This is a genomic window from Desulfovibrio sp. JY, from assembly GCA_021730285.1.
Classification (GTDB): domain Bacteria; phylum Desulfobacterota; class Desulfovibrionia; order Desulfovibrionales; family Desulfovibrionaceae; genus Solidesulfovibrio.
In genome coordinates this window covers 2,044,523-2,069,865 of the sequence record CP082962.1, presented here as the reverse complement: position 1 = coordinate 2,069,865, position 25,343 = coordinate 2,044,523, and the positions used below count along the sequence as shown (strand labels likewise).

At 66.3% G+C, this 25,343-nt stretch carries 24 protein-coding genes; 15 read left to right on the top strand and 9 right to left on the bottom strand.

From position 1 onward, the window contains the following. Position 1: 1 nt before the first annotated feature. The gene (locus K9F62_09225) at positions 2-1,051 is read right to left on the bottom strand and encodes a hypothetical protein (GenBank protein UJX42835.1); all 1,050 of its coding nucleotides are present in this window, start codon (positions 1,049-1,051) and stop codon (positions 2-4) included. Between the two features lie 296 nt (positions 1,052-1,347). On the opposite strand from K9F62_09225, the gene K9F62_09220 reads away from it, so the two are divergent. Both K9F62_09220 and K9F62_09215 read left to right on the top strand, forming a co-directional pair. After that, entirely contained in the window at positions 1,348-1,533 is a 186-nt protein-coding gene (locus K9F62_09220) for a hypothetical protein (protein UJX42834.1), read from the top strand. Beyond that, positions 1,526-2,245, top strand: coding sequence for a ubiquinone/menaquinone biosynthesis methyltransferase (locus K9F62_09215; protein ID UJX42833.1), 720 nt, complete (start codon positions 1,526-1,528; stop codon positions 2,243-2,245). Before K9F62_09220 ends, K9F62_09215 begins: the two co-directional genes overlap by 8 nt. A gap of 251 nt (positions 2,246-2,496) precedes the next feature. Here K9F62_09215 and K9F62_09210 read toward each other — a convergent pair whose 3' ends face one another. Further along, positions 2,497-2,700 (bottom strand): DUF2065 domain-containing protein, encoded by a 204-nt coding sequence (locus K9F62_09210; GenBank protein UJX42832.1) that lies wholly within the window; start codon positions 2,698-2,700, stop codon positions 2,497-2,499. Between the two features lie 121 nt (positions 2,701-2,821). Between K9F62_09210 and K9F62_09205 the strand changes: the two genes are divergently transcribed. The 9 genes from K9F62_09205 (at position 2,822) to K9F62_09165 (ending at position 14,227) form a co-directional block, all read left to right on the top strand. Then, the gene (locus K9F62_09205; GenBank protein UJX42831.1) at positions 2,822-4,135 is read left to right on the top strand and encodes a nucleotide sugar dehydrogenase; all 1,314 of its coding nucleotides are present in this window, start codon (positions 2,822-2,824) and stop codon (positions 4,133-4,135) included. A gap of 4 nt (positions 4,136-4,139) precedes the next feature. Then, a complete protein-coding gene (gene mqnB, locus K9F62_09200; GenBank protein UJX43178.1) occupies positions 4,140-4,871 on the top strand; it encodes a futalosine hydrolase in 732 nt (243 codons plus the stop codon). 15 nt (positions 4,872-4,886) lie between these two features. Further along, the gene (locus tag K9F62_09195; GenBank protein ID UJX42830.1) at positions 4,887-5,759 is read left to right on the top strand and encodes an ABC transporter substrate-binding protein; all 873 of its coding nucleotides are present in this window, start codon (positions 4,887-4,889) and stop codon (positions 5,757-5,759) included. 10 nt (positions 5,760-5,769) lie between these two features. Then, positions 5,770-6,738 carry a polyprenyl synthetase family protein gene (locus K9F62_09190; GenBank protein ID UJX42829.1) on the top strand — a complete coding sequence of 323 codons (969 nt, stop codon included), beginning with the start codon at positions 5,770-5,772 and terminating at the stop codon, positions 6,736-6,738. Positions 6,739-6,793: 55 nt separating this feature from the next. After that, complete coding sequence (locus tag K9F62_09185) at positions 6,794-9,790, top strand: phosphoribosylformylglycinamidine synthase (protein UJX42828.1); 2,997 nt, start codon at positions 6,794-6,796, stop codon at positions 9,788-9,790. Between the two features lie 215 nt (positions 9,791-10,005). Further along, positions 10,006-10,515, top strand: a complete 510-nt coding sequence (locus tag K9F62_09180; GenBank protein UJX42827.1) for a cytochrome c family protein — start codon at positions 10,006-10,008, stop codon at positions 10,513-10,515. A gap of 388 nt (positions 10,516-10,903) precedes the next feature. Beyond that, positions 10,904-12,916, top strand: a complete 2,013-nt coding sequence (locus tag K9F62_09175; GenBank protein ID UJX42826.1) for a methyl-accepting chemotaxis protein — start codon at positions 10,904-10,906, stop codon at positions 12,914-12,916. Between the two features lie 255 nt (positions 12,917-13,171). Further along, positions 13,172-13,330, top strand: a complete 159-nt coding sequence (locus K9F62_09170) for a rubredoxin (protein UJX42825.1) — start codon at positions 13,172-13,174, stop codon at positions 13,328-13,330. Between the two features lie 444 nt (positions 13,331-13,774). Next, a complete protein-coding gene (locus K9F62_09165) occupies positions 13,775-14,227 on the top strand; it encodes a DNA-binding protein (protein ID UJX42824.1) in 453 nt (150 codons plus the stop codon). Positions 14,228-14,301: 74 nt separating this feature from the next. On the opposite strand, the gene K9F62_09160 is transcribed toward K9F62_09165, so the two are convergent. From K9F62_09160 to K9F62_09145, 4 genes are all read right to left on the bottom strand, one after another. After that, positions 14,302-14,577: an HU family DNA-binding protein gene (locus K9F62_09160; GenBank protein ID UJX42823.1), complete on the bottom strand. Its 276-nt coding sequence runs from the start codon at positions 14,575-14,577 to the stop codon at positions 14,302-14,304. A gap of 129 nt (positions 14,578-14,706) precedes the next feature. Next, entirely contained in the window at positions 14,707-15,105 is a 399-nt protein-coding gene (locus K9F62_09155; protein ID UJX42822.1) for a MucR family transcriptional regulator, read from the bottom strand. A gap of 267 nt (positions 15,106-15,372) precedes the next feature. Further along, entirely contained in the window at positions 15,373-15,741 is a 369-nt protein-coding gene (locus K9F62_09150; GenBank protein ID UJX42821.1) for an Hsp20/alpha crystallin family protein, read from the bottom strand. A gap of 33 nt (positions 15,742-15,774) precedes the next feature. After that, a complete protein-coding gene (locus tag K9F62_09145; GenBank protein ID UJX42820.1) occupies positions 15,775-16,188 on the bottom strand; it encodes an Hsp20/alpha crystallin family protein in 414 nt (137 codons plus the stop codon). Between the two features lie 255 nt (positions 16,189-16,443). On the opposite strand from K9F62_09145, the gene htpG reads away from it, so the two are divergent. From htpG to K9F62_09130, 3 genes are all read left to right on the top strand, one after another. Continuing rightward, positions 16,444-18,339 carry a molecular chaperone HtpG gene (gene htpG / locus K9F62_09140; GenBank protein ID UJX42819.1) on the top strand — a complete coding sequence of 632 codons (1,896 nt, stop codon included), beginning with the start codon at positions 16,444-16,446 and terminating at the stop codon, positions 18,337-18,339. Between the two features lie 485 nt (positions 18,340-18,824). Continuing rightward, a complete protein-coding gene (locus tag K9F62_09135) occupies positions 18,825-20,258 on the top strand; it encodes a helix-turn-helix domain-containing protein (protein ID UJX42818.1) in 1,434 nt (477 codons plus the stop codon). 50 nt (positions 20,259-20,308) lie between these two features. Further along, positions 20,309-20,758: a methylated-DNA--[protein]-cysteine S-methyltransferase gene (locus K9F62_09130; protein ID UJX43177.1), complete on the top strand. Its 450-nt coding sequence runs from the start codon at positions 20,309-20,311 to the stop codon at positions 20,756-20,758. Between the two features lie 13 nt (positions 20,759-20,771). Here the strand turns inward: K9F62_09130 and K9F62_09125 are convergent, their stop codons facing one another. The 3 genes from K9F62_09125 to K9F62_09115 are packed head-to-tail and all read right to left on the bottom strand — an operon-like array spanning position 20,772 to position 24,347. Next, positions 20,772-21,488 carry a glycosyltransferase family 2 protein gene (locus K9F62_09125; GenBank protein ID UJX42817.1) on the bottom strand — a complete coding sequence of 239 codons (717 nt, stop codon included), beginning with the start codon at positions 21,486-21,488 and terminating at the stop codon, positions 20,772-20,774. Between the two features lie 13 nt (positions 21,489-21,501). Beyond that, the gene (locus K9F62_09120) at positions 21,502-22,671 is read right to left on the bottom strand and encodes a class II aldolase/adducin family protein (protein ID UJX42816.1); all 1,170 of its coding nucleotides are present in this window, start codon (positions 22,669-22,671) and stop codon (positions 21,502-21,504) included. Beyond that, positions 22,659-24,347, bottom strand: a complete 1,689-nt coding sequence (locus K9F62_09115; GenBank protein ID UJX42815.1) for an aldehyde ferredoxin oxidoreductase — start codon at positions 24,345-24,347, stop codon at positions 22,659-22,661. The genes K9F62_09120 and K9F62_09115 overlap by 13 nt, the downstream gene beginning before the upstream one ends. 142 nt (positions 24,348-24,489) lie before the next feature. Between K9F62_09115 and K9F62_09110 the strand changes: the two genes are divergently transcribed. Continuing rightward, the gene (locus K9F62_09110) at positions 24,490-25,296 is read left to right on the top strand and encodes a hypothetical protein (protein UJX42814.1); all 807 of its coding nucleotides are present in this window, start codon (positions 24,490-24,492) and stop codon (positions 25,294-25,296) included. Positions 25,297-25,343 lie beyond the last annotated feature (47 nt).

The window sequence follows — 25,343 nt, the reverse complement described above, 5'->3', positions numbered from 1 at the left end:
CTTAGCCCCTCCCCGCCTGACGGCGATAGGCGGCCACCATCCAGACGATGACGCCGCCGGAAAAGACGGCGCTGGCCGCGAACATGAAAAACGGGCCCCATTGGCTGAGCGTCGGCAGCGTGGCCGGGCTGAAATCCGGGGCCAGATAGGCCTGTCGGACAAGCTCGCGCACGCAGGCCATGGCCAGCACCGTGGTCGCGGTCAGCCAGACGGCCGTCACGACCTTTTCCTTGAGCCCGGCCCAAAGCGAGGCCGCGCCCAGGGCTATGCCGCAAAAAAACGTAAAGGTGGCCAGCCCGCTTGCGCCGAGAAAACGCAGCATCACCGCCTGGGGCAGGGCCAGCAGAAACCAGATGCCCACGGCGAACTGGACCATGGTCCCCCGGGTGAACCACTTTAGCCCGGTGCGCAGCCGCCAGGACGCGGCCCCGTCCCCCCGGCCGGCCGCCTTGCGGCTTACAAGCGCCAGGAAAAGCCCGGCCACGGCCAGGGAGGCGGTGACGAAATGGAGCCAGCGCGGGATAAACGTCGGGTCGGTCAAATTGACGAGCGTGCCCCCGGAATGGTCGAAATAAGCCTTCCAGACGTCCGGGCGCTGGGACAGGGTGGACACGTTGACCAAAATGAGGCTTGCCGCCAGCAGCAGACAGGCGGCCAGGACGACGATCGCGTTCGATCCTTTGGCGGCCAGCCGGGGTTGGGCCCGGTAGAGGAGCGCATAGGCGACCATGACCACCAGAAAAAGCGACAGCCAGACCGAGGCCGAAAGCACGGCGGCGGTGTAGAGGAAATGGCCGTAGAGCACGGTGGCGAACAGAAGCGGCGGGATGCCGAGGTTGACGGTGATGGCCACGGCGGTCGGCAGGCTTTTGCCCAGGGCCACGGCCGCGCCCCGATCCGGTCCCGGCGCGAAGAAAAGCAGCAGCGTGCCGCCGAGCGCCACGTTCATGACCAGCAGATGGGCCGCGAAGGTGACAAGCAGCAGGATTTCGAAAATTCCCCAGGGTGACGGCAAGGCCAGACCGGGAGGGGCGGCGAGAGACGGATGCATGGCGGCAAGACTCCTTGCCCGCGCACGACCTCAAACGCGGCGGTCGGTTACGGGATCGGCGATTTTGCGGAACCTTACGTGATCCCGCCGCGTCCCACAATAATCGCGCCCGCAAAAAACGCCCCGCCGCCGCCCTTGGCCCGGCCCTCGACGTCCGGGCCAAGCCATGCTAGGCCGGGCGCAAAAAAGGGGAGTGCCTCCCCTGGTTTTTCCCTTTTCCCGCCCGGCCCTTGCCCTTGGACGGTCCAAGGCCATTTCCCCAACCGGGCGGGTTTTTCTTCTCTGGAGGTGGACGCTTGGACAAACGGGAAAACCTGGCCTTGCAGGTGACCAAGGAAATCGTGGTCAAGTTCGTGGAAACCGGCCGCATTTCGCCCGGGAATTTCACCGAGCATTTCGGCCCGATATACGAGGAAGTGCTGCGGGTGATCAGCCGGTCCGAGGGGACCGGGACCGCAGAAGGCGGACGCGACGATGGCTGATCTGCCAACGCCCGGCGACGCGCGGCGCGTGGCCGGCATGTTCGGCCGCGTGGCCGGCTCCTACGACCTGCTCAACCACCTGCTCTCGGCCGGCTGCGACATCGCCTGGAGACGGGCCATGGTGCGGGCGCTCGCCGCCCCGGGCCTGCCGGCCGGGCCGGTCCTGGATCTGGCCGCCGGCACCCTCGACGTCTCCATCATGCTGGCCGGACAGTGCGACCGGCAGGTCGTGGCCGTGGACCCCTGCCTGCCCATGCTCGTGCGGGGGAAGACCAAGATTCCGCCGCACCTTGGCCGCCGCATCCATCCGGTGCTCGGCGACGGCCTGGCCCTGCCGCTTCCGGACGCGTCCGTGGCCGGGGCGACCATCGCGTTCGGCATCCGCAACATCCGCCCCCGGGAGAACGCCTTCCGGGAACTGGCCCGGGTGCTGCGGCCCGGCGGGCGGCTCATGGTGCTGGAATTCGGCACGGGCAAACGCCGGCTGTGGGGCGGCTGCTACAATTTCTATCTGCGCCGGGTGCTGCCGAAAATCGGCAAACTGATCTCCGGCGACGACGAGGCCTACCTGTACCTCGCCGAAACGATCCGCGAATTCCCGGACGAAGCGGCCCTGGCCGAACAGATGCGCCAGGCGGGATTCGCCGAGGTGTCCTACCGGGCCATGACCGGAGGCATCGTGTTCGTGCACGCCGGGGTCAAGGCGGAGTAAGCAGGGACGGGAGAAAGAAGGAAGAATGCCTCCGGCGGCCAGGGGGAAACTTTTTGGAAAAAGTTTCCCCCTGGACCCCCTTCAAAAACTTTCAACGGGTATCGTTGCAGGCAGGAAAACGATTGGGACAAGATCATCGAAGTTCTTCCGCCACCGACCCTATAAAGAGTTTTTTGGGAGGGTGGGGGTCCGGGGGAGGGGACCCTTTTTTGCAAAAAAGGGTCCCCTCCCCCGGTCGATGACGCAGCGCCTCAGCCCGCTCCGCGCAGCACGATAATGAGCAGCAGCCCGACCAGCATGGCGGTCATGCCGAGCATGCGCAGTTCGCGGGGCTTGCGCTCGGAAAGCGCGCGCAGCACCTCGGGCATCTTTTCGGCCGCCAGAAAATACGGCAGGCCCTCCAGAATAAACGCCAAGCCCAAGGCCGTCAGAAAAATTTTCCATTCGAAATGCATGGAGCGAGGATACGGGTTCGGCCGGGACAAGTAAATACGTCCGCCTTGCCCCCCGCCGGACTTTGGGCTATCCGGCCCGAAACCGCTTCTCAGCCATTCCCTTATGAAGGAGCACACGACATTGATCACTTTCGAGGACATCCGCGAGAAAAATGCCCCCATTGCCGTCATCGGCCTCGGCTATGTCGGCCTGCCGCTGGCCGTGGCCCTGTCCCGGCATTTCGACGTGGTCGGTTTCGACATCAAGGCCGCCCGCGTCGCGGAGCTTGAAAACGGCCAGGACAGCACCCTGGAAGTCGAGCCGGCCGACCTCGCCGCCGCGACGGTCCGCTACACCAGCGACCCGGCCGATCTTTCCGCCTGCAAATTTTTCATCGTGGCCGTGCCCACGCCCATAAACGCCAACCGGGTGCCGGAACTCGGCCCCCTCGTCGAGGCGTCCACGCTGCTGGGCGAACACCTCACCCCCGGTTCGGTGGTGGTCTACGAATCCACGGTCTACCCCGGACTCACCGAGGAAGTCTGCCAGCCGCTTCTGGAGAAGGGCTGCGGACTTGCCGCCGGCAAGGACTTTTTCATCGGCTACTCGCCCGAGCGCATCAACCCCGGCGACAAGGTCCACACCTTAAAAACCGTGGTGAAAATCGTCTCCGGCCAAACCCCGGAGGTGACCGACCTCCTGGCCGAAGTCTACGGCACGGTGGTCACGGCGGGCATCCACAAGGCCCCGAGCATCAAGGTGGCCGAGGCGGCCAAGGTCATCGAAAACACCCAGCGCGACATCAACATCGCGCTCATGAACGAGCTGTCGCTTATCTGCGAACGGCTGGACATCGACACCACCGACGTGCTCGAAGCCGCCGGGAGCAAATGGAACTTCCTGCCGTTTCGGCCCGGCCTCGTCGGCGGCCACTGCATCGGCGTGGACCCCTACTACCTGCTCTACAAGGCCCAGAGCCTGAACCTGCATCCCCAGGTCATTCCGGCCGGGCGGCGCATCAACGATTCCATGGGCAAGCACGTGGCCGAGGCCACGATGAAGCTCATCATTCGCGCGGAATGCCGCACGACCACGCCGCGCATCGGCATACTCGGGCTCACCTTCAAGGAAAACGTGCCCGATCTTCGCAACACCAAGGTCGTGGACATCGTGCGCGAGCTCTGCGAATTCCGCATGCACGTGCTCATCCATGATCCCATGGCCTCGCCCGAGGAAGCCCGGGAGGAATACGGCCTGACCCTCGTGCCCATGGAAGAACTGCGCGACCTGGACGCCCTCATTGTCGCCGTGGGCCACGACGCCTTCAAGGGCCTCTCCCTGACCGATCTCGCCGGCTGGTTCCGGGCGAACGTCGATCCCATCCTGGTGGACGTCAAGGGCATTTTCGACCGCGCCGCCGGAGAGGCCGCCGGCTTCCGCTACTGGCGTCTCTAATCCCATCGTCATGACGCAGGCACAACACACCGATTCGCCCCTGGTCATCGTCCTGGCCACGGCCAAGGAATACAAGGCGGCGCTGTCGCCGCTCGGCGCGCCGGCCGCGCCGGAGCCGGGGGGGAACGTTTTCTGGCGTCGCGGCGGACGCGAGCACCTGGTGTGCGTCACCGGGGTCGGCCCGGTGGCCGCCGCCGCCAGCCTGGGCCTGGCCCTCGGCCGGCTGGGGACGTCCGTTTCGGGCGTGATCAACCTGGGGCTGGCCGGGAGCTTCGACTTCGCGGCCGCGCCCCTTAGGGGGATCGTCGCGGCCACGGCCGAGGCGTTTCCCGAATACGGCCTGCGGGCCAAGGCCGGTGTGGACACCCAGGGCCTGGGCTTTCCCCAGCTGACCCTCGCCGGCGCCCCGGTCTTCGACCACATGGTCCTTGCCCCCGATGCCGGCGCGACGGCCATGGGCCTGCGCCTCCCCGACGGCTGCGCCCTGGGCGCCGCCGTCACCGTGGCCGGGGTTTCCGGCGAACCGGACCGGGCCGCGATCCTTTCCCGCAAATACAAAGCCGCAACCGAGTCCATGGAGGGCTTCGCCGTGGCCATGGCCGCGTCCCTGGCCGGCGTGCCGTTTCTGGAACTGCGCGCTATCTCCAACAAGGTCGGCTCGCGTCCGCCGGAAGACTGGGACCTGTCCGGGGCCCTGGCCGCTCTTGGCCGCGCCGCCGACCGACTTCTTTCCTGAGCACCGAGGTTCGCCGTGCCAAGCGATGTCCTTTCCGTCGCCATTTCCCCCTGCCCCAACGATGTGGTCATCTTCGGGGCCTGGATTCTCGGCCGGGTGGGCTTGCCGGACGCCCGCGCCGCCTTTGCCTTCGAGGATGTGGAAACCTTAAACGAAGCCGCCCTGGCCGGGACCTACGACGTGGTCAAGGTGTCGGCGGCCATGGCCGCGCCCCTGGCGCAGAGCTACGCTGTGCTGCCCTCGGGCGCGGCCTTCGGCTTCGGGGCCGGCCCCAAGCTGGTGGTCGACAAGAATTTCTCCGGCCGGCCCCGGACGGTGGCCGTGCCGGGACTGCGCACCACGGCGGCGACGCTGCTGCGGGCCGCCCTGGCCGGCGACGATCCCGGCCTGCCGACCCCGGACGCCGCCTTTGTCCCGGTGCGCTACGACGCCATCGTGGACGCGGTGCGCTCAGGCCGGGCCGAAGCGGGGCTGCTCATCCACGAAACCGCCCTGGCCGCCGCCGACCATGGCCTGCGCCTGGTCCTCGACCTTGGCCAATGGTGGCAGGCGCGCCTGCCGGACGTGCCCGTGCCGCTGGGGGTGATCCTGGCCAGGAAGAGCCTGGGGCAGGCGCGGCTGGCGGCGCTTGGGGAGCTGCTGCGCGAGAGCCTCCTGGCCGCCCGGGAGGAGCCGGAACTGGTGGCTCCCCTGGCCCGGCTTCTGGCCCGGGAAAAAAACGAGGCCGTCATCCGGGCCCACATCGCCGCCTATGTGGGCGAGCTGAGCCTGGCCATGGGCAAAACCGGGGCCAAAGCGCTTTCGCATTTGCACGAGTTGGCGCAAATGGCCAAAGAACGCCATTTCCCGGCAGCTTCCCCCTTGCCAGCCCCGGACCAATACTGTTAAACGCCAGCGGATGAGCGATTTCGCGGACATTTTATCTCGGGAAGTTCCGGCCATAAACCGGCATCTGGAGGACGCCACGGCGTCATTGAGTCCTCTGGTGCAGCCGGTGGTGCGCCATGTGCTTTTGGCCGGAGGCAAACGCCTGCGTCCGCTGCTCGCCATTCTGGTGGCCAGGGCGCTGGGGCACCAGGAAGACGACGTCTATCCCCTGGCCTGCTCCCTGGAGTTTCTCCATTCGGCCACCCTGCTCCACGACGACATCGTGGACGGGGCGACGCTGCGGCGCGGCAGGCCCTCGGCCCACACCCGTTTCGGCGCCACCCACACCATCCTGGCCGGCGACGTGCTGTTGGCCCTGGCCAACCGGACCGTGGCCGAATACGACGATCCGGAGCTGACCCGCATCCTCTCCGAGGCCCTGCTCCAGACCGCCACGGGCGAGATTTTGGAAATCGCCCACCTGCGCGACACCGATCTGCCCCTCGACACGTATCTTTCCATCATCATGGGCAAGACGGCCCACCTGCTCCAGGCCGCCTGCCACTGCGGCGCGGTGCTGGCCGGGGCCGACGCCAACCTGCGAGAGGCGGCCAAGACCCTTGGCGGCAACTGCGGCATCGCCTTCCAGCTCGTGGACGACGCCCTGGACTACACCTCCCCGGCCGCCGTTTCCGGCAAGCCCACGGGCGGCGATCTCAAGGAAGGCAAGGTCACGCTGCCCCTGATCCTCTACCTGGCCTCCCTGCCCTTCGAGGCGCGCCGCCGGCTGGCCGAGGACTTCCGCCAGGATCAGCTTTCCGGAGAGGACATCGAATATTTGCGCGGCAACATCGTTGCCGGCGGACACGCCGAAAAAACCCGGGAAATGGCCGCCACCTACCTGGAAAAAGCCCAGGCCGCCCTGGCCGTCTTCCCTCCCTCGCCGGAAGCCGGCCTCATCGGCCAGGTGCTGGCGCCCATGCTCGCCCGGGACAAATAGGCCGGGCTCGGCCGGCGGCTGCCGGCGCGCATCGGACCATCAGGAAAGGAACGCCATGCTCAGTCGCGTCGCCGTGGGCCTGCGCCCAAGCGTTACGGACGTCCTCGGCCATCGTGTGGCCGCCAAGATCGGAACCGAACTGCGCCTGCCCGTCAAGGCCGTTCGCCTCGTCAAAATCTTCACCATCGATGGCCTGACCGAGGCCGAGGCGGCACAGGTGGCCACGGCCGGCGTGCTGCACGACCCGGTGGTCCAGACCGCTTCCCTCGAGCCCCTCTCCCCGGCCCCGGAGGCCACGGACTGGGTCATCGAGATCGGCTTCCGCCCGGGCGTGACCGACAACGAGGCCAGGACCGCCCGGGACACCATCGCCCTGGCGCTTTCCCTGCCCGAGGACCGCTTGGCGTCGCTGGCCGTCTACACCGCCGCCCAGTACCACATCGAGGGCCTGCCCGACCGGGCTGCGGCCGAGCGTGTGGCCGTGGACCTGCTGGCCAACGATCTGCTCCAGCGCCACGACATCAAGTCCGGCGCCGAGTGGCGCGCCGAGCCCGGATTTCCCGCCCGCGCGGCCAAGGTGACCGGACAGGCCAGCGCCAAGGTCGAGGTTCCGGACATCTTCAACATGCTCGAGCCGGAAATGCTGGCCCTCGGGCGCGAGCGCACCCTGGCCCTGTCGTTGCCCGAGTGGTGGGCCATCCGCGCCTATTTCGGCCGGCCGGGATTCAAAATGCGCCGCTCGTGCTGGGGACTCCACCACAACCCCACCGACGTGGAGCTCGAGTGCATCGCCCAGACATGGTCCGAGCACTGCAAGCACAAGATTTTCAACGCCATAATCGACTATGTCGACGAGGAGACCGGCGAGGTCGAGGTCATCGAGAGCCTGTACAAGACCTACATCCAGGGCTCGACCCGCGACATCCGCCGCACGCTTGGCGAAAACGACTTCTGCCTGTCGGTTTTTTCCGACAACGCCGGCGTGGTGCGCTTCACCGAGGACCTGCACATCTGCATCAAGGTGGAGACCCACAACAGCCCCTCGGCCCTGGACCCCTACGGCGGCGCCCTGACCGGCATCGTCGGCGTCAACCGCGACCCCATGGGCACCGGCATGGGCGCGAACCTTTTGTGCAACACCGACGTCTTCTGCTTCGCCTCGCCGTTCTGGGAAGGCCAGCTTCCCCCGCGCCTGCTCCACCCGCGCCGGGTGCTCGAAGGCGTGCGCGAGGGCGTGGAGCACGGCGGCAACAAGTCCGGCATCCCGACCGTCAACGGCTCCCTCGTCTTCGACGAGCGCTACCTCGGCAAACCGCTGGTTTTTTGCGGCACGGTCGGCACCCTGCCGGCGGACCTGCACGGCAAGCCGAGCTACGTCAAAAAGGCCATGCCCGGGGACTACATCGTCATGGTCGGCGGCCGGGTCGGCAAGGACGGCATCCACGGCGCGACGTTTTCCTCCGAGGAGCTCCACGAGGGCTCGCCGGCCACGGCCGTGCAGATCGGCGACCCCATCACCCAGCGCCGCATGTACGATTTTCTCATGCGCGCCCGCGACCTGGGGCTTTACCATGCCATCACCGACAACGGCGCGGGCGGGCTTTCGAGCTCCGTCGGCGAGATGGCCCAGGACTGCGGCGGCTGCGAACTCTACCTCGACCGCGTGCCCCTCAAATACGACGGCCTGGTCCCCTGGGAGATTTTCACTTCCGAGGCCCAGGAGCGCATGACCCTGGCCGTGCCGCCCGTGCATTTTCCGGCCTTCATGAAGCTTTCCCGCGAAATGGGCGTGGAATCCACCGAGCTTGGCAACTTCACCAACTCCGGGTTCCTGCGCGTTTTTTACGACAAGCGCACCGTGGCCTACATCGACATGGATTTCCTGCACGGGGGCACGCCGCGCATGCGCCTGGCCGCCGCCTGGAAGCGCCCGGAGATCGCCCGCACCGAACCCGCCATGCCCGGCGGCGGTCACGGCAAGCTCTTGAAACGCATGCTCGGCCGGCTCAATATCTGCAGCAAGGAATACGTGGTGCGCCAGTACGACCACGAGGTCAAAGGCGGCTCGGCGGTCAAGCCCCTTTGCGGCGCGCGGCGCGACGGCCCGTCCGACGGCGGCGTGCTGCGCCCGGACCTGTCGCGTCCCGAGGGCGTGGCGCTCTCCCACGGCATCTGCCCGCGCTATTCCGACATCGACACCTACTGGATGATGGCCGCGGCCATCGACGAGGCCGTGCGCGGCGCCGTGGCCGTGGGCGCGGACCCCGCGCGCCTGGCCGGGGTGGACAACTTCTGCTGGTGCGACCCGGTGGAATCGGAAAAGACCCCGGACGGCCGCTACAAGCTGGCCCAGCTCGTGCGCGCCAACCGGGCCCTGGCCCATTTCAGCCGGGCCTACCGCGTGCCCTGCATCTCGGGCAAGGATTCCATGAAGAACGATTACTCCGGCGGCGGGGCCAAGATTTCCATCCCGCCCACGGTGCTCTTTTCGGTCATGGGGTTCGTGCCCGACGTCGCCCGCGTGGTCACGTCCGATTTCAAGCAGGCCGACGATCTGGTCTACGTGCTCGGCATCACGCGCCCGGAACTGGGCGCCTCGGAACTGGCCGACGAACTGGGCTTCTCCTCACCCGACGTGCCCCAGGTCGACGCGACCCCGGCCGCGCGGCGCTACCGGACCCTGCACGCGGCCATGCGCCGGGGGCTGGTTTCCGCCTGCCACGACTGCTCCGACGGCGGCCTGGCCGTGGCCCTGGCCGAAATGGCGCTCGGCGGCCGGCTCGGCGCGGACCTGGATCTGGCCCTGGCTCCGGCCGTCCCCGGGCTGACCGACCTGGAACTGCTCTACGCCGAATCCCAAAGCCGACTGGTGGTGACGGTCGCCCCGGAAAACCGGGACGCCTTCGAAGCGCTTTTCGCCGGTCAGTCCCTGGGCCATGTCGGCGTGGTCACCGAAGCCCCGGACCTGATCCTGCGCCGGGGACCGGTCATCTTCTGCGCCGAAACCGCCGAGGATCTGGCCCAGGCCTTCAAGGCCACCCTCGACTGGTAGCCCTTCTCCGGGCGGGTTCTCCCGCCCTTGTCCGTCGGGGGGGCCATCCCCCCGGCGGCACAATCGAACAACGCTTCCCCGCCCCCCCTTGCCCCTGTCCGCCGCGCGGCGGCCCCTCCGTGAGACATCACTGTCATTGGCCAAACCATATTGCTCGGGCCTGGAAAATAGGCTAACGTAATTTACCTCTTCCACCCAAGCCCAGGAGCCCCTCCATGTCAGTCCGGCGGCGGTCTTTGTATGCGGCTTTACTTACGGCGGTCCTGTTTTTCGCCCCCCTGCCGATCCCCGCCTTCGCCCAGCAAAACGAACAAGCCCCGCCCGAACCGGCCAAGCCCGCCTCCTACGTCGGCTCCAAGGCCTGCCAGGAATGCCACGCCAAGGAATACGACTCCTATTCCAGGTATTCGAAAAAGGCCCACTCCTCCCAATCGGTCAAGATCATGGCCAAAAAGCTCACCGCCGAGGAACTGCGCGGCTGCTTCGCCTGCCACACCACCGGCTACGGCCGGCCCGGCGGTTTCGTGAGCTTCGAGAAAACGCCCGAACTGGCCAATGCCGGCTGCGAGGTCTGCCACGGCCCGGGCTCGGCCCATGTCGATTCCGGCGGCGATCCATCCTTCATCAAATCGAAGCTGGCCATGGCCGAATGCGAGCGCTGCCACAACGCCGAGCGCGTGCGCAACTTCAACTTCAAGCCCATGCTCTTCGCCGGAGCGCATTAGGTGATTGGAGAGAGAAAACAGTGCGAGAGGGGAAACCCTTTGAAAAGGGTTCTCCCCTCTCGCGCTCTCCCCTTCCTAAATCTTTTAACGGTGTTGTATGGGGAGACCAGGGGAAAGACTTTCCCGGGGTTCGAAAGGGATCGGAGAGAAACCGGCGAGGTCAGCGGCAGGGATGTGCGCCCGGATATGGCGCGCGGGGTGTGACGGGCGCGAATGCGTATTCTTCAAATATGCGCCGCGCGCGGCCGCAACCCCCGGACGCCGACCAGCCAACCACAATCTTTTAATCAGCCACAGACAAGGGTTGCACACGGGTATCGAAAAATAAATGTGCTGCCCGTGGAACGCGCGCCGACGCCTTTCGCGGACATGCCACCAGGGGGAAGGGATGGGAGTCGTTTCGCGCTCGCTTGGACTCAAGGTGCTCCTGCTCGTTTCGGGCCTGACCATCCTCGCCTTCAGCGGCCTTTTCTGGGCCAACGCCCATTGGCAGCGCCAGGGCTCCGTGGCCCAGATCGACCGCACCTCCCGCCGCATAAGCGGCATCCTGCGCATGGCCATCGAAGAGCCCATGCGCCTCGGCAAGAACGAAGAAACGGCGGCCCAGTTCACCAAGATGGCCGCGGCCCATACCGATATCCGGGTCTTTCTGACCGATTTCAACGGCAACGTGACCTACTCCACGGACCCGGCCGCCCAGCGCCGGGATTTCACCGACCTGTCCGCGGACGCGAACGTCACGGGGCTGGTGCGAAAAGCCCTGGCCGCCGACTTCCACGGCGGCGCCATCCTGCCCTGGGCCGGGACGAAGTCCTTCGTGGCCGTGGGCTCGGTGCGAAACGAACCGGCCTGCCACCACTGCCACGGCGCGTCCAAGCCCATCCTGGGGGCCATGGTGGTGGTCCAGGACATCACCCCGGAACTGACCCGCCTGACGGACGACCAGCTCAAAAGCGCCGGCCTGTCCCTTGGCGGCATGGCCGCCCTGCTCGTCGCCCTGCTGCTCTTCATGAAATATTCCGTGGTCGGCCGGGTGAAAAAGCTGGCCGGCCTGTCCGAGGCCATAAGCCGCGGCTCCCTCGACCTTTCCTTCGATGTGCCGGGCCAGGATGAAATCGCTCAGCTCGCCGTCAACCTCTCCGCCATGGTGCGCACCATCAAGGATCAGCTCGAATACAACAAGGGCATTTTAAACGGCGTGATCATCCCCATTTTCGTGGCCGGCAAGGACCGCCGTTTCGAATTCGTCAACACGCCGCTGCAGCATATCCTCGGCAAGACCGACGCCGAAATGCTGGGCGAGCTCGTGGTCGACAGCTTCAAGCGCGAGGACGGCCGCTCGGGCTGCGCCGGGGTGCTCGATTCCGGGGACTGCTCGAGCGGATTTACCCGCTTCACCCGCACCGACGGCCAGGTCTTCCCCCTGCACTACGAAATCTCCCCCCTCAAGAACGCCTCGGGCGAGGTGGTCGGCGTCATCGGCGTGCTCATCGACCTGACCCAGGAGGAAAAGGACAAGGACCACATCCGGTCCCAGCGCGAAAAGCTTCTGGCCGTGGCCGACGAAGTCACCGCTGTGGCCAAGAGCCTGTCCGACGCCTCGGACGTGCTGACCGCCAGCATGGGCGAGCTCACCGGCGGCGTGGAGAACACCGCCCGCGAGACCGAGCGCGTGGCCACGGCCATGGAGGAGATGAACGCCACCGTGCTCGAGGTGGCCCAGAACGCCGGCGACACGGCCCAGGCCTCGGACGTGGCCACCAAGGCCGCCATCGACGGCGGGCAGGAAGTGGCCCGCACCGTGGACGAAACCAAGCAGGTCTCGGTCAAGACCGCCGAACTGGCCGGGTCCCTGGGCAACCTCGAGACCCGGACCGTCAATATCGGCCAGGTCCTGACCGTCATCGGCGACATCGCCGACCAGACCAACCTGCTCGCCTTAAATGCCGCCATCGAGGCGGCCCGGGCCGGCGATGCCGGACGGGGCTTCGCGGTCGTGGCCGACGAGGTTAGAAAACTGGCCGAAAAGACCATGACCGCCACGGCCGAGGTGGCCACGGCCATAACCGACATCCAGGACAGCACGCGCCAGGTCGTGGCCGGGATGAACGACACCAAATCCAAGGTGGAACTGACGGCGGGCATGGCCGAACAATCCGGCCTCGTGCTGACCCGCATCGTGGAGCAGTCCAATCGCATCGCCGACATGGTGCGCAACATCGCCGCCGCCTCCGAGCAACAGTCCGCCACCAGCGAGGAAGTCAACGGCAGCGTGAGCCACATCAACGAGCTGTCCAAGGATATCGCCCGCCAGATCGCCGACGCCAATACCCGCATCGGCGATGTACGCTCCATGGCCCACCATCTGGCCGAGTTGGTGGAACAGTTTCGCCAGGAGTGAACCGGGATCACGGCCGGTCTTGACAATTTGGTATGAACTAAAGGATAGACTTGAGCCGGCGTGATCGCTATTTACTGTCGCTATGGACTGTCGGTGGGGCCGCATCCGCCGATGCGGCAGGCGCAAGCGGATGCCTTTTCGGCGCCCCGCCGACCGAATGACCTTGTTGCCGCGCAGGCAAGGGAACCCTTGTGGACCCGGCGCTGCGGGCAAATAAGGAATGCCGACCCGGCTCAACCCCAAAGGAGCTTTATCATGGACAAATACGAGTGCAGCATCTGTGGCTATGTGTATGACCCCGCCGCCGGCGATCCCGACAACGGCGTGGCCCCCGGCACCAAGTTCGAAGACATCCCCGAGGATTGGGTCTGCCCGGTCTGCGGCGCCCCGAAGAGCGAATTCAACAAGGCCTAGTGCCGAGATTTTTGAAAAATACGTCGGTATTTTTCAAAAAACGAACATTCAAGCGTGTTGCCCTCGAAATTTGTTTGCGCGCCTTTCGAGGGCACGACACGGGCTGATCCATGCCGCGCCGTCTGGCGCGGCTTTTTCCGCATAATCCCGCGCGGTCCCTGGCGATGCGCGCGGATGTCCGCCGGGTGGGGGCTGTCGACGGAGCGCGTCGCACGCCCGTGACGCCATGACCGCCCCCACCGGGACATTTTCCGACGCCTTTCGGCCCTCCCACATCGCGGCGGCCCGGGCGACACGCACCAAGCCCACCGCGACGGGAACCCCTGTCCCGCCTGGCCGCAAGCCGCCACGGCGAACGCGCCGACGGCGCGACGCCCCTGGCGCGGCCTGGCCTGTTGTCTTGCCCGGCGCTTTGGTAACCAGAAAAAAAACGGAGAGGATGGCATGATCGTATCCGAAGGCCACATCGGCCGCGTGTTCGTGTTGCGCCTCGGCGACGGCGACCGCATTCCGGACGCCATCGAAGCGTTCGCCGCCGAGCGGGAAGTGACCTCGGCCGTGGTGCTGGCCCTTGGCGGGCTGGAAAAGGGCAAGCTGGTGGTCGGGCCGGAGGATGGCACGGTCATGCCGCCGACGACCATGTTCGCGGCCATTTCCCGCGTGCACGAGGCCGCGGCCGTGGGCACGCTTTTTCCCTCCGCCATCGGTGGCAAGCCGATGCTGCACATGCACGGCGTGCTCGGGCGCGGCGAGGAGACGCGGGCCGGCTGCGTGCGGCCGGGGCTCGAGGTGTGGAAGATTTTCGAGGTGGTGGTGATCGAGATCCTGGGCACGGATCTGGCCCGGTCCAAGGACCCGGAAACGGGATTTTCGCTGCTCGGCTGGGCGCCGCTGTAACGGACGACGCGCCCGTTTCCCATAAAAAAAGGCCGCGGTTTCCCGCGGCCTTGCGCCCAAAGGGCGAAAGAAAACTACTTCACGGCGTCTTTGAGGGTCTTGCCCGGGGTGAAGCGGACAGCCTTGGAGGCCGGGATGTCGATGGCGTTTCCGGTGCGGGGATCGCGGCCGGTACGCGCCGCCCGTTCGGACACCTTGAAGGTGCCAAAGCCCGTCAGGGTCAGCGCCTCGCCCGCAGCCAGGGAATCCTGGATGGCCGCCAGGACGGCGTCAAGAACCTTGCCCGCCTCGGCCTTGGTGGCGATGCCGGCATTGGCCTGGATTTTGGCGATGATGTCAGTTTTAGCCATGTGCGTGCGATCTCCTTCTCGTATGATTGCCGCGACTGCCCAAACCCGACGCCCCGGAAACGACGGCGCGGGTAAGGTCCGGCGCGGCCAGTCCCATATTCGGTTTTCCGGATAGCAGAAAGCCCCGCGTTAGGCCACCACTTTTCCCTTCTTCTCCCACAGCCGCATATCCTTCATCTTTTTGCGCCGATCCCGCTGCAATGACTTGCAAACCAGCGGCATGGACTTCTTGTAGCCGTGCTTGGCCTTGTACTCTTCCGGGGTCAGGCCATGGGAGGCGAGGTGCTTTTTGGTGATCACCTTAAACGACTTGCCGCATTCCAGGCAGGTGACGGATTTTTCCTTGATCGCCTTTTTCGGATCCATGCCGACGGTCTGTTCCGCTTCGCCGGCAGGAGCCTCGCCGCTGATGTCCCGGATGCCGATGGCCAGCCGACGGACCATGGAGGTGATCTCTTCGTCGGTCATGTTGCGCACGGACGCCTGGGCCTTGACGATCTCCAGCGCGCTTTTGAGATAATCTTCCATACCATCTCCTTGAGATATTCCTGCGAAATGCCGCAATGGCGACGGACAGTGCGGCTCTTTCCCCTTCTTGTCAACACGAAGGAACGAAAATGTCACTAACACCTTTTCTGCACAGCACAAACCTCAAGCAGTAGCGAAGGCTACCTTAACATTACATTTTTGAAATATTGATTTTTCATTTTGAAACTTCGAACAAATATCCTCTCTTCCCCACAAAAAACAAAACCGGGATGCGTTTTGCGCATCCCGGCCATACCAATGCGGCATCTAGCCTGCCTGAATCTGGATTTTACGGGGCTGGGCCTTTTCCTGACGCGGCAAATGCAGTTCCAGCACCCCGTCCCGAAGCGTGGCCTTGATCCGTTCCTTGTCCACGATGTGCGACACCGTGAAACTGCGGAAATACTCGCCCCCGCCGAACTCCACATGGCCGAGCTTCTGGCCCTCGGGCAACACATACTCCGCCTTGCCCGAGACCTTGAGCTCGTCCTCATTGAGGTCGATGACCAGATCGCTCTTGGCCACGCCCGGCATGTCGACGTAAATATAAAACCCGTCTTCCTTCTCGATGATATCCGTGGCCGGCTTCACCCGGGGCAGCCGGCGCTCCTCGTTTTTCAAACCGCCTTCCGTCATGATCGTCCTCCTGCGGCAATCGCGCCGGCGCGCTTACACGGCCTCGATGCTGATCTTTTTCGGCCTGCTTTCGTCCGATTTGGGCAAAACGACCTCCAACACCCCGTCGTGCATGGAAGCCGTCACCTTTTCCCGGGCCACCGCGGCCTGCACGTTGACCACCCGCTGGAAAAAACCCGTGGGCCGCTCCTGGCGGTAATACTTGCCCCTGACCGCCTTGCGCTCGCCCTTGATGACCAGGCTCGAATCGGTCAGCGTCAGGTCGAGATCGGCAATGTCCATGCCCGGAATCTCGCAGCGCACGTAAATATTGTCGTCGTCCTCGCCGATGTTGATCGGCGGATAGGCCACGCTGCGCTGGCTGATGGACATGGCCGGCCACAAGGACTCGAACAGCCGGTCGAATGGCGTGTTGGCGCCGTAAAACGGACCAAGATCAATAACCATATCTGCACCTCCGACAAAGGTTGCGCTTCACAGCCGAAAATAAACAACACCCCCGGCCTGTCAATGGGGCGCGCCCACTTTCCCGCCACACATGCCCCGCCACACGCCACGCCCTTGACACGTCCCCTCCCCTGCTTATCTCCCTTTTTATATTTCCGACGGGGCATCCCCCCACAGGCCCGACCCGCCCGAGGGGTGCGAGCCTTTTTTGCGGCCGCACGCCGGCCGGCCAAACCACGCAACAAGGAGTGACCCATGACCGCCGCAGCAGGGGAAACCCACGAATTCAAAGCCGAAATCCGTAAGCTCCTCGATATCATCACCCACTCCATCTACACCAATCGGGAAATATTCCTGCGCGAGCTCGTCTCCAACGCTTCCGACGCCCTGGACAAGCTGCGCTTCGAAATAAGCAAGGGAACCGCCATTGCCGACGCCGAGGCGCCGCTCGAAATCCGCATCACCACGGACAAGGAAGGCGGCAAGCTCACCATCGCCGACACCGGCTGCGGCATGACCCAGAACGAGCTGGTCGAAAACCTCGGCACCATCGCCAAATCCGGCACCGAGGCCTTCATGAAGTCCGTGGCCGAAAACAAGGATGCCGCGTCCAACCTCATCGGCCGGTTCGGCGTGGGCTTCTATTCGGTCTTCATGGTCGCCGACAAGGTCACCGTCACCTCCCGCTCCTTCACCCCCGATGCCGCCCCGGCCCGCTGGATCTCCGACGGTTCGGGCAGCTTCTCCGTCGAGGCCGTGGAAGGCGACGTCCCGCGCGGCACCACCATCGAGATCGAACTGAACGAGGAAAACAAGGAGTACGCCGACCCGCAGCGCGTCAAGGACGTCCTGCGCAAGCACTCCAATTTCATCTCCTTCCCCGTCCTGGTCGACGGCGAAAAGACCAACACCCTGCCCGCCCTGTGGCGCGAGTCCAAATTCAGCGTCACCCCGGAACAATACAAGGAATTCTACAAGTTCCTGACCTACGACGAAGAAGAGCCCCTGGCCACCATCCATATCAGCGTCGACGCGCCGGTGCAGTTCACCGCCCTGCTCTTCGTCCCGGCCAAGGGACTCGGCCCCATGGCCTTCCGCGACGCCCTGCACAACGGCCTCGACCTCTACGTGCGCCGGGTGCTCATCTCCAAGGAGGTCAAGGAGCTCATCCCCGAATACCTGGGCTTCGTGCGCGGCGTGGTCGACACCGAAGACCTGCCGCTCAACCTCTCGCGCGAAACGCTCCAGGAAAACCTGGTGCTGCGCAAAATCCAGACCGTCATCGTCAAGCAGGTCCTCGACAAGCTCAAAAGCCTAGCCAAGGAAGACCCGGACAAGTACGCCACCTTCTTCAAGGAACACGGCCAGGCCCTCAAGCTCGGCTACGGCGACTTCGCCCACCGCGAAACCTTCGCCGAACTCATGCGCTTCGACTCCTCGGCCATCGCACGCGACGACAACGACACCTCCCTCGCCGCCTACGTCGAACGCGCCAAGGAAGGCCAGAAGTCCATCTACTACCTGTCCGGCCCGTCCCGCGATGCCCTGGACTTAAACCCGCACCTGGAAATCTTCCGGGCCAAGGGCCTCGAAGTCCTCTACCTCTACGAGCCCGTGGACGAGTTCATCATGGACTCCATCCGCACCTATAAGGACCTGACCATCAAATCCGCCGAGCTGGTCGAAGCCGGCGAACTGGACGCCTTCGCCGGCGAAGCCCCCAAAAAGGAAACGCCGGAACTGTCCAAGGACGAGGAAGGCTCCCTCGACGACTTCCTCAAAAAGATCAAGGAACTCCTCGGCGACCGCGTCACCGAAGTGCGCCTGTCCACCCGGCTCACCCAAAGCCCGTCCTGCCTGGTCTCCCCCGACGACCACATGACCTCGAGCATGCAGAAAATCATGCGCATGGTCACCAAGGACTCCTCGGTCCCGAAAAAAGCCCTGGAACTTAACCGCGACCACGCGCTCATCCGCAACCTGCTCGCCATCTACCGCAACGACGACGCCGACCCGTTTCTCGGCAAGGCCGTGGAACAACTCTACGACTCCGCCCTGCTCCTCGACGGCTACCTGTCCGACCCGCACCAGATGGTCGCCCGCATCAACGACCTCCTCGCCGACGCCAGCGCGTTGCATGTGAAGGGGTAGAGGGGAGAAGAAGGGAAGGCACCCGGGGGAGGGAACCCTTTTTTTCAAAAAAGGGTTCCCTCCCCCGGACCCCCACCCTCCCCAAAAACTTTCATAGGAGTGGGCAACGAAACACCGCCTCTTTCAAGACTTCCAAAAGAAAAATTCCTTATTTTTGTCGCCCCGAAGGGGCGACGGCGTGGTGGCGGCGGCATTTGCCGGAGACGAGCTTGTCGCGAAGCGACATGCACCGTCCCGGCAAATGCCGTCGCCATCTTCTCCACACTCCGCCTTCCCGCCCGCCAACCCCACCCCCGTCAAGCCAAAGCACACCGGACGGGGGGGCCGGGGGGCCCGTGGCCTCCCGGCGGGTCCAGGGCAGCGCCCTGGCGGAGTCCGGGGCAGAGCCCCGGCCAGCCCCACGTTGCCCGGCTCCCATTCCGCCAAGCCACAGCCATGTCCGAAAACGGCTAGCCACGTCCGTGGGCAAGCGGTAGCCTGGGTGCATGTCGCTTGATGCCGCCAGTTGTTACCGGGCCTACCAGGCCAGGGATGCCCGCTTCGACGGCCGCTTCTTCGTGGGCGTGACGTCGACGGGGATCTATTGCCGGCCTGTTTGCACGGCCAGATTGCCCAAAGCGGAGCATTGCCGTTTTTTCCCCAGCGCGGCGGCGGCCGAGGCGGCGGGTTTTCGGCCGTGCCTGCTCTGCCGGCCGGAGAGCGCGCCGGGGCTATCCACGGTCCGGTCCGGCCCCCGGCTGGCCGAGGCGGCGGTGCGACTTATGGGCGAGGGCTGCCTGGAGGATGGCGGCATCGAAGGGCTGTGCGCCAGGCTTGGCGTGACGGCCCGGCATTTGCGCCGCGTCTTCAAAAGCCGCTTCGGGGTTTCGCCCGTGGCCTTCGCCCAGACGCAACGTCTGCTTTTAGCCAAAAAGCTGCTGACGGAGACCTCTCTGCCGGTGACGGACGTGGCTTTTGCCAGCGGATTTTCCAGCCTGCGCCGCTTCAATGCGCTTTTTTCGAGCCGCTACCGCCTGTCGCCCACACGCCTGCGCGCCCACGCCGCCGGCGAGTCCCCGGCCACGGATGCGCCGAGCCTGCGGCTCGGCTATCGCCCGCCCTACGATCTGGCCAGCCTGCTCGCCTTTTTGGGCGCGCGGGCCGTTGACGGCGTCGAAGAGGTGGAAGGCGGCATCTACCGCCGCACGGTGCAGCTCTCGCGCCACGGCGCGGCCCATGCGGGATGGATCGCCGTAAGCGACGCTACGGGGAAAAACGCCTTGCGGGTCACGGTGTCGGCCGGGCTCATGCCGGTCTTGCCGCCGGTCCTGGCCCGCGTTTCCCATCTTTTCGACCTGGATTGCGATCCTTGGGCCATTGCCGACGGGCTCGCGGGACTTGCCGCCGGGCATGAGGGCGTGCGCCTGCCCGGAGCCATGGATGGCTTCGAAGTGGCGGTGCGGGCCATTCTCGGCCAGCAGGTGACGGTGGCCGCCGCCCGCACCCTGGCCCGTCGTTTCGCGGCGGCTTTTGGCGAACCGTTGGAGACGCCTTTCCAGGCGTTGACCACCGTGTTTCCGGACCCGGGGCGCGTGGCGGCGCTGTCCGTGGACGCCATCGCCTCGCTCGGCGTGATCGCCGGCCGGGCCCGGGCGATTCTCGCGCTGGCCCGGGCCGTACGCGACGGGGACGTCGTCCTGTCGCCGGCGGCCGACCCGGGCGCAACCCTCGATGCGCTACGGGCGTTGCCCGGCGTCGGGGAATGGACGGCCCAGTACATCGCCATGCGGGCGCTTGGCTGGCCGGACGCCTTTCCCCACACGGACCATGGCGTGAAAAAGGCGCTCGGCGAAGCCGATGCCAAACGCGTGCTGCAACGGGCCGAGGCCTGGCGGCCGTGGCGGGCCTATGCCGTCATGCACCTGTGGCGAACATTATAAGGAGGCTGGCCGTGCGAACCGCTGTCCACCATGACACCACACTGGGGCCCATGCTGCTCGTGGCCGAGGACGGCAGGCTGCTCGGCACCTGGTTTTTGGGGCAAAAACACTTTCCGGCCGCAATGCCGACGCCGGGAGCCGAGCCGCCGGGGGACGTGTGCCTTCGGGCGGCGGCGCAGCTTACCGCCTATCTGGCCGGCCGGAGCAGGCACTTCGATATTCCGCTCGATCCCAGGGGCACGCCGTTTCAGAAGGCCGTCTGGCAGGCGCTTCGCGCCATCCCCTACGGCGAGACGACCACCTACGGGGAGCTGGCCCGGCGGCTCGGCCGGCCAAGCGGCGCGCGGGCCGTGGGCGCGGCCGTGGGGCGCAACCCCCTTTCGATCCTCATCCCCTGCCACCGCGTCATCGGCGCAAGCGGCGCACTCACCGGCTACGCCGGCGGGCTCGATCGGAAAAAGGCCCTACTGGCGCTTGAACAGGCGACCCGACGGACGTGATCCTCGCGCCGGCCTAGCCGCGATGCAACAGCCCGAAGCGGATGATCCACCAGACGGCGGCGATGCCGTCGCGCCAACCGATTTTTTTGCCTTCCTCGTAGGTGCGGCCGTAGTAGGAGACGGGCACTTCGTAGATGCGGGCCCGAAGCTTGGCCACTTTGGCGGTCAGTTCCGGCTCGACGCCGAAGCGATCGCTTTGGATGTGGATCTGCTGGAGGATTTCCCGGCGAAAGACCTTGTAGCAGACTTCCATGTCCGAGAGGTTGATGTCGTTTAACATATTGGAGAAGAGCGTCAGCAACCTGTTGGCCACGGAATGCCAGAAATACAGTACGCGGTGGGGGCCGCCGAGGAAGCGGGAGCCGAAGACGACGTCGGCCTTGCCGGAAAAGATGGGGTCGAGCAGCACGGGGTAGTCTTCGGGGTCGTACTCGAGGTCCGCGTCCTGGATGAGCACCACGTCGCCGGCGGCGGCGGCGAATCCGGTGCGCAGGGCGGCCGCCTTGCCCTGGTTTTTTTCGTGGAACAGCACGCGGATGCGGTCCGAGCCGTCGAGCCCTTGCAGGTACTGGCGGCTGCCGTCGGAAGAAGCGTCGTCCACAAGGACCACTTCCCAGGTTTCCGGCCGGGCCAGCACCTTGGCCAGCACGACGGGGAGGGTCTCCATCTCGTTATAGACCGGGATGACGATGCTGACGGTCGGTTGGGAAGGGGTCTGCGGCTCGTGCATGGGTGGCTCCGTATCAGGCTTTGTAGCGCGCAAGCGTTTCGAAATAGCGGGCGCGGCTGGATGTTTCGATGGCGCAAAGGGCAACGAGGGCTTCATTGAAGTCGTCGCGGCCCATGGTGAAGACGCCGTGGCCGAGGACGACCACGCCGCGCCGGCCGACCAGAGCCGGGGGCATGGTGTGGACGAGGCCCCGGGGGCCGCAGCCGACCTCGCCCGGCACGATGGGAATGTCGTCCAGAAAGCGGGATTTGTTGCAGGCGACGTGGCAGGCGTCGCGGTTGCGGCAATGGGGCTCGTCGCAGTCCATGGACATGATGACGGCGAATTTGGGGTGACCGTGCAAGATGGCCTTGCGGCCGTCTTTTTCGGCCAGGGCGGCGTGGGCCGAGAGTTCGCTCGAGGCGGTGAGCCCGGCACAGGACGAGCCGTCGAGCGGGCACAGGTCGATGGCCCCTTCGAGGGCGTCCAGGGCGCTGCCGGTCTGGCTGATGGCCAGCGTACCGGCAAGGTTATAGGAGATGTTGCCGAAGACCGAATCGACCAGTCCCAGGGCCACGGTGGCGCGTCCGGCCTCGGCCATGGCGGCGAGAGCGGCCTCGCGGTCGGCAAACGGGCCGGGCAGAAGCGGCGGCACGCGCTCCGGCGGCGGCGGCAGATGGGCCACGGCGGTCTCGAAGGCGCGATCCGCCTCGCCGTCGCGGACGCCGACGCGGCGGGCGGCCAGGTAATCGGAAAAAAACTTCACGAATCCGGCAAAGGCCACCGAGGACACGGTGATAAAGGCCTGCTCGGGCGAGAGCGCGCCGTGAGCCAGGATACCGTGGCCGGGCAGGTAGGCCCCCTTGCGCCGGGACAGGGCCTCGGCGACCAGCGCCGCGTCCGGGCGTTCGACGACCGGGATGTCGTGGAAGAAGGTGCGCGTTTCGCAGTCGCGGGGGCGGATGGCCGGAGCCTCGCGGGCGGCCAGAAATTCCAGGATGGCGCGGTAGGGCTCGGCCGGGGGCACGAGCATGAGGCAGGCCGCGCCAAGGCGGGCCGCGGCTTCGGCCAGCATCGCGTTTTGCGGGGCGTCGTCGCGGGAAAAGGTGACGGCGTCGTCGACGCAGGCAATCACCGCCGCGCCGGGCGCGCACAGGCCGGCCCGGGCCAGCCGGTCGGCGAAAAGGCTTGTCAGCGCGTCCATGGCGCGTCCTTTTCCTTCGGGGCCGAAGCCGGCAGCCCCTCGGCGGACAGGCCGCACAAGCGGTAATATTTCGCCCGGGCGGCCAGAAAGGCGGCGCGATCGAGCGGCGGCACGTCGATGCCGTCCCCGCCCGAGCCGGGTTCGACGAAAAAACGCCGCGGCAGGTCGTCCTCGGCGGCGGTCAGACCGCACCGGGCGTTTTGGGCGCGCTCCCGAGCCACGACCTCTTGGCCCAGATCGGCCAGATCGCCGGCCGCGACCGGTTCGCCCGTGACGGCGGCCAGGGCCAACGCCCATTCCTCCAGGCCTATGGCCAACCCAAGCCAGGGACAGCCGGCTAGACAGGCGACGGCGGCCACGGCGGCCTCACCCAGAAAAACGGCCCGGGCCTTGCCCTCGAAGGTGAAGCGCTCTGTGGCCACGGGCTTGCGCAACAACTCATGGGCCAGACAGCCGGCCCGCCAGGGATCGGGACCGGACGCGCCAACGGCCAGGGACAGGGCCAGACCGTAGGCCCCGCGCGGATCGAAGGCCGGCAGTTCCACGCCCTTCACCCGCAGGGCCGGCGCGGCAAGGAGCGCCCGGCCGGCATCGTCCATGGCCGCAAGCGAAGCGAGCCCCCGGCGCACGCCCTCGGGCGTCGGGGATTCCCCGGTCCGTTCGGCCTCGGCGGCGAGGACCACCGCGCAGCCCGCCGCGTCGAGGCCCTGGTCCAGGCAGTATTGCCGGGCGAAAACCGCCAGATCCGGATCGGCCAGCCCGAGCAGGGCCGTGAAATGGGACAGCGCGTCCACATCGGGCAAAAGCCGTCCGCGAGCGTCCACCCGGCGACAACCGACCGGACAGCCCGGACAGGTTTCGCCATGGCCATGGAAAAGCGCTTCCAGGCGCGGCGCGTTGACGGCCGGGGCTTCGGGGAAAAAGGTGCGCCGGAAATTGTCCGTCGGCTGCATGCGCCGCCCGGCGGTCAGATCGACCAGGGCGGCGGTGCCGAACCGGCCGAAGCCGCACGGTCCGGCCAGCGTCGGGGCGGCGGCAATGAGGCGCTCCATGGCGGCCCGGGCCGCGTCCAGACCGGCCGCGTCTGCCGGGCGGACCTCGGCCGTGCCCGTGGCGGCCAGAAAGACGAGGTTTTTCGCGGCCAGGGCCAGCCCCGCGCCCGTGCCGCCGGCATCGTGCCAGCGGTCGGCCGCCACCGTGGCCAGGAGCGAACCGGAAAGCGCCGCCGGGCCGGTCACCGCCGCCGCGTCGTATTCCCCAAGCAAACCGTCGAAAATTTCCGTGGTGGTCCGGCCGGCCAACCCGGCGGCGTCGACGAAGCCGACGGCGTCGTCGCGGATGGCGAGGCCCACCTTATGGACCGATCTGCCCGTGAGGACCACGCCGGCAAGACGCGCCCGGGCCAGGGCATGCCCCAGGGAGCCGCCAAGGGTCGTGACGGCCGCCCCGCCGGTGCGCGGCGAGAGAAAGGCCAGGGAAACGTGTCCGGCCCCGGGCAGATCGAACCCGGCCAGACGCCCCGGCGCGAAACAGACGGCGGCATCAGGCGCGCTTTCGTCCAGAAGCAACCCGGCCAACCCACGGCCGCCCCGGGCGCGGCCAAGGGCAGACGCGTCGCAAGGGACGCGGCGCGACGTCGCGGCGGTCAGATCGATATGGAGGATTTCCGGGTGCAACGGGGGTCGCCTGCTCTTCGTTGATGCGCGATCTTGTGGGGATGGACCTACCAGAAGGGGTTGCACGAGGCAATCGCGGGCCTAAAGCCCGGCGGGAAACGTCCGATAGGCTTCATACGGATTGCATTGTCGAGGAACGCCCATGCGGATTACGGCCCTTACTCCCCAGCAGACCGGCCTTTCCAGTCTGCTCCCCCAGACCAGCCAGGCAGACGCCCGGGGGCTCAAACTCGGGCGCTATTCCGAAAAGGCCGAAACCACGCCGGTCCTGGCCGCCCAATCCTCCGGCACGACCTCGGACACCTTTGCCGCCGAAATCCTGCGCCGGCTCCAGAACGCCCAATCCGCCAGCAACGCCGGCGCGCTCATCGACAGCGGCGCGGCCGGGGACCTGCAAACGTCGCTGTCGGGCGCCATCGACGCCATCCGGGAAAAGCACGGCGACGCGGCGGCCACGGCGGTCATGGGCATCATCGTCAAGGGCGTGGGCGACGGCTCGGGCGGCGAGGACGCCGTGGGCAACGCGCTTGTCTCCTCGCTCAAGTTCATCGACCGCAATTTCGGCATCGCCGCCGGCGACGCGGCCATCGCCAATTTCAACGGCGCGCTTAACGACGCGGTCAACGGCTATTTCCAAAACGGCCACAACGAGCTTTTCTACGCCTCTGACGGCACCGGGACCACGGATACGCTCCAATCCACCCTGGCCTCGGCCATCGACGACGTGTCCAAGCGCTTCGGCGACGCCACGGCCGACGCCATCTCGGACATCCTGACCGCGAGCCTCGAAAAGACCGGCGCGGACCGCAAGGGCCTCGGCACGGCCCTGTCCGCCGCCGACGCCTACCTCCAAGGCCAGTACGGCGACGACGCCGGCATCGATCCGGGCGTCCTGCCCGGAGTCCAGCCCTCCCTGGCCAAGGGCTCCGTCCTGGACCTGACCATCTAGCCGGACTCTCCCCTTTCCCCTCCATCCGCACACTCCGCGGCCCGTAG

Excerpts from the sequence above, each read along its gene's own strand:
- K9F62_09190 (UJX42829.1), top strand. The coding sequence starts at position 5,770 with ATGAGCGATTTCGCGGACATTTTATCTCGGGAAGTTCCGGCCATAAAC.
- K9F62_09145 (UJX42820.1), bottom strand. The coding sequence starts at position 16,188 with ATGGTTATTGATCTTGGTCCGTTTTACGGCGCCAACACGCCATTCGAC.
- K9F62_09215 (UJX42833.1), top strand. The coding sequence starts at position 1,526 with ATGGCTGATCTGCCAACGCCCGGCGACGCGCGGCGCGTGGCCGGCATG.
- K9F62_09150 (UJX42821.1), bottom strand. The coding sequence starts at position 15,741 with ATGACGGAAGGCGGTTTGAAAAACGAGGAGCGCCGGCTGCCCCGGGTG.
- K9F62_09160 (UJX42823.1), bottom strand. The coding sequence starts at position 14,577 with ATGGCTAAAACTGACATCATCGCCAAAATCCAGGCCAATGCCGGCATC.
- K9F62_09175 (UJX42826.1), top strand. The coding sequence starts at position 10,904 with ATGGGAGTCGTTTCGCGCTCGCTTGGACTCAAGGTGCTCCTGCTCGTT.
- htpG (UJX42819.1), top strand. The coding sequence starts at position 16,444 with ATGACCGCCGCAGCAGGGGAAACCCACGAATTCAAAGCCGAAATCCGT.
- K9F62_09170 (UJX42825.1), top strand. The coding sequence starts at position 13,172 with ATGGACAAATACGAGTGCAGCATCTGTGGCTATGTGTATGACCCCGCC.
- K9F62_09165 (UJX42824.1), top strand. The coding sequence starts at position 13,775 with ATGATCGTATCCGAAGGCCACATCGGCCGCGTGTTCGTGTTGCGCCTC.
- K9F62_09130 (UJX43177.1), top strand. The coding sequence starts at position 20,309 with ATGCTGCTCGTGGCCGAGGACGGCAGGCTGCTCGGCACCTGGTTTTTG.
- K9F62_09135 (UJX42818.1), top strand. The coding sequence starts at position 18,825 with ATGTCGCTTGATGCCGCCAGTTGTTACCGGGCCTACCAGGCCAGGGAT.
- K9F62_09210 (UJX42832.1), bottom strand. The coding sequence starts at position 2,700 with ATGCATTTCGAATGGAAAATTTTTCTGACGGCCTTGGGCTTGGCGTTT.
- K9F62_09180 (UJX42827.1), top strand. The coding sequence starts at position 10,006 with ATGTCAGTCCGGCGGCGGTCTTTGTATGCGGCTTTACTTACGGCGGTC.
- K9F62_09110 (UJX42814.1), top strand. The coding sequence starts at position 24,490 with ATGCGGATTACGGCCCTTACTCCCCAGCAGACCGGCCTTTCCAGTCTG.
- K9F62_09225 (UJX42835.1), bottom strand. The coding sequence starts at position 1,051 with ATGCATCCGTCTCTCGCCGCCCCTCCCGGTCTGGCCTTGCCGTCACCC.
- K9F62_09155 (UJX42822.1), bottom strand. The coding sequence starts at position 15,105 with ATGGAAGATTATCTCAAAAGCGCGCTGGAGATCGTCAAGGCCCAGGCG.
- K9F62_09120 (UJX42816.1), bottom strand. The coding sequence starts at position 22,671 with ATGGACGCGCTGACAAGCCTTTTCGCCGACCGGCTGGCCCGGGCCGGC.
- K9F62_09185 (UJX42828.1), top strand. The coding sequence starts at position 6,794 with ATGCTCAGTCGCGTCGCCGTGGGCCTGCGCCCAAGCGTTACGGACGTC.
- K9F62_09125 (UJX42817.1), bottom strand. The coding sequence starts at position 21,488 with ATGCACGAGCCGCAGACCCCTTCCCAACCGACCGTCAGCATCGTCATC.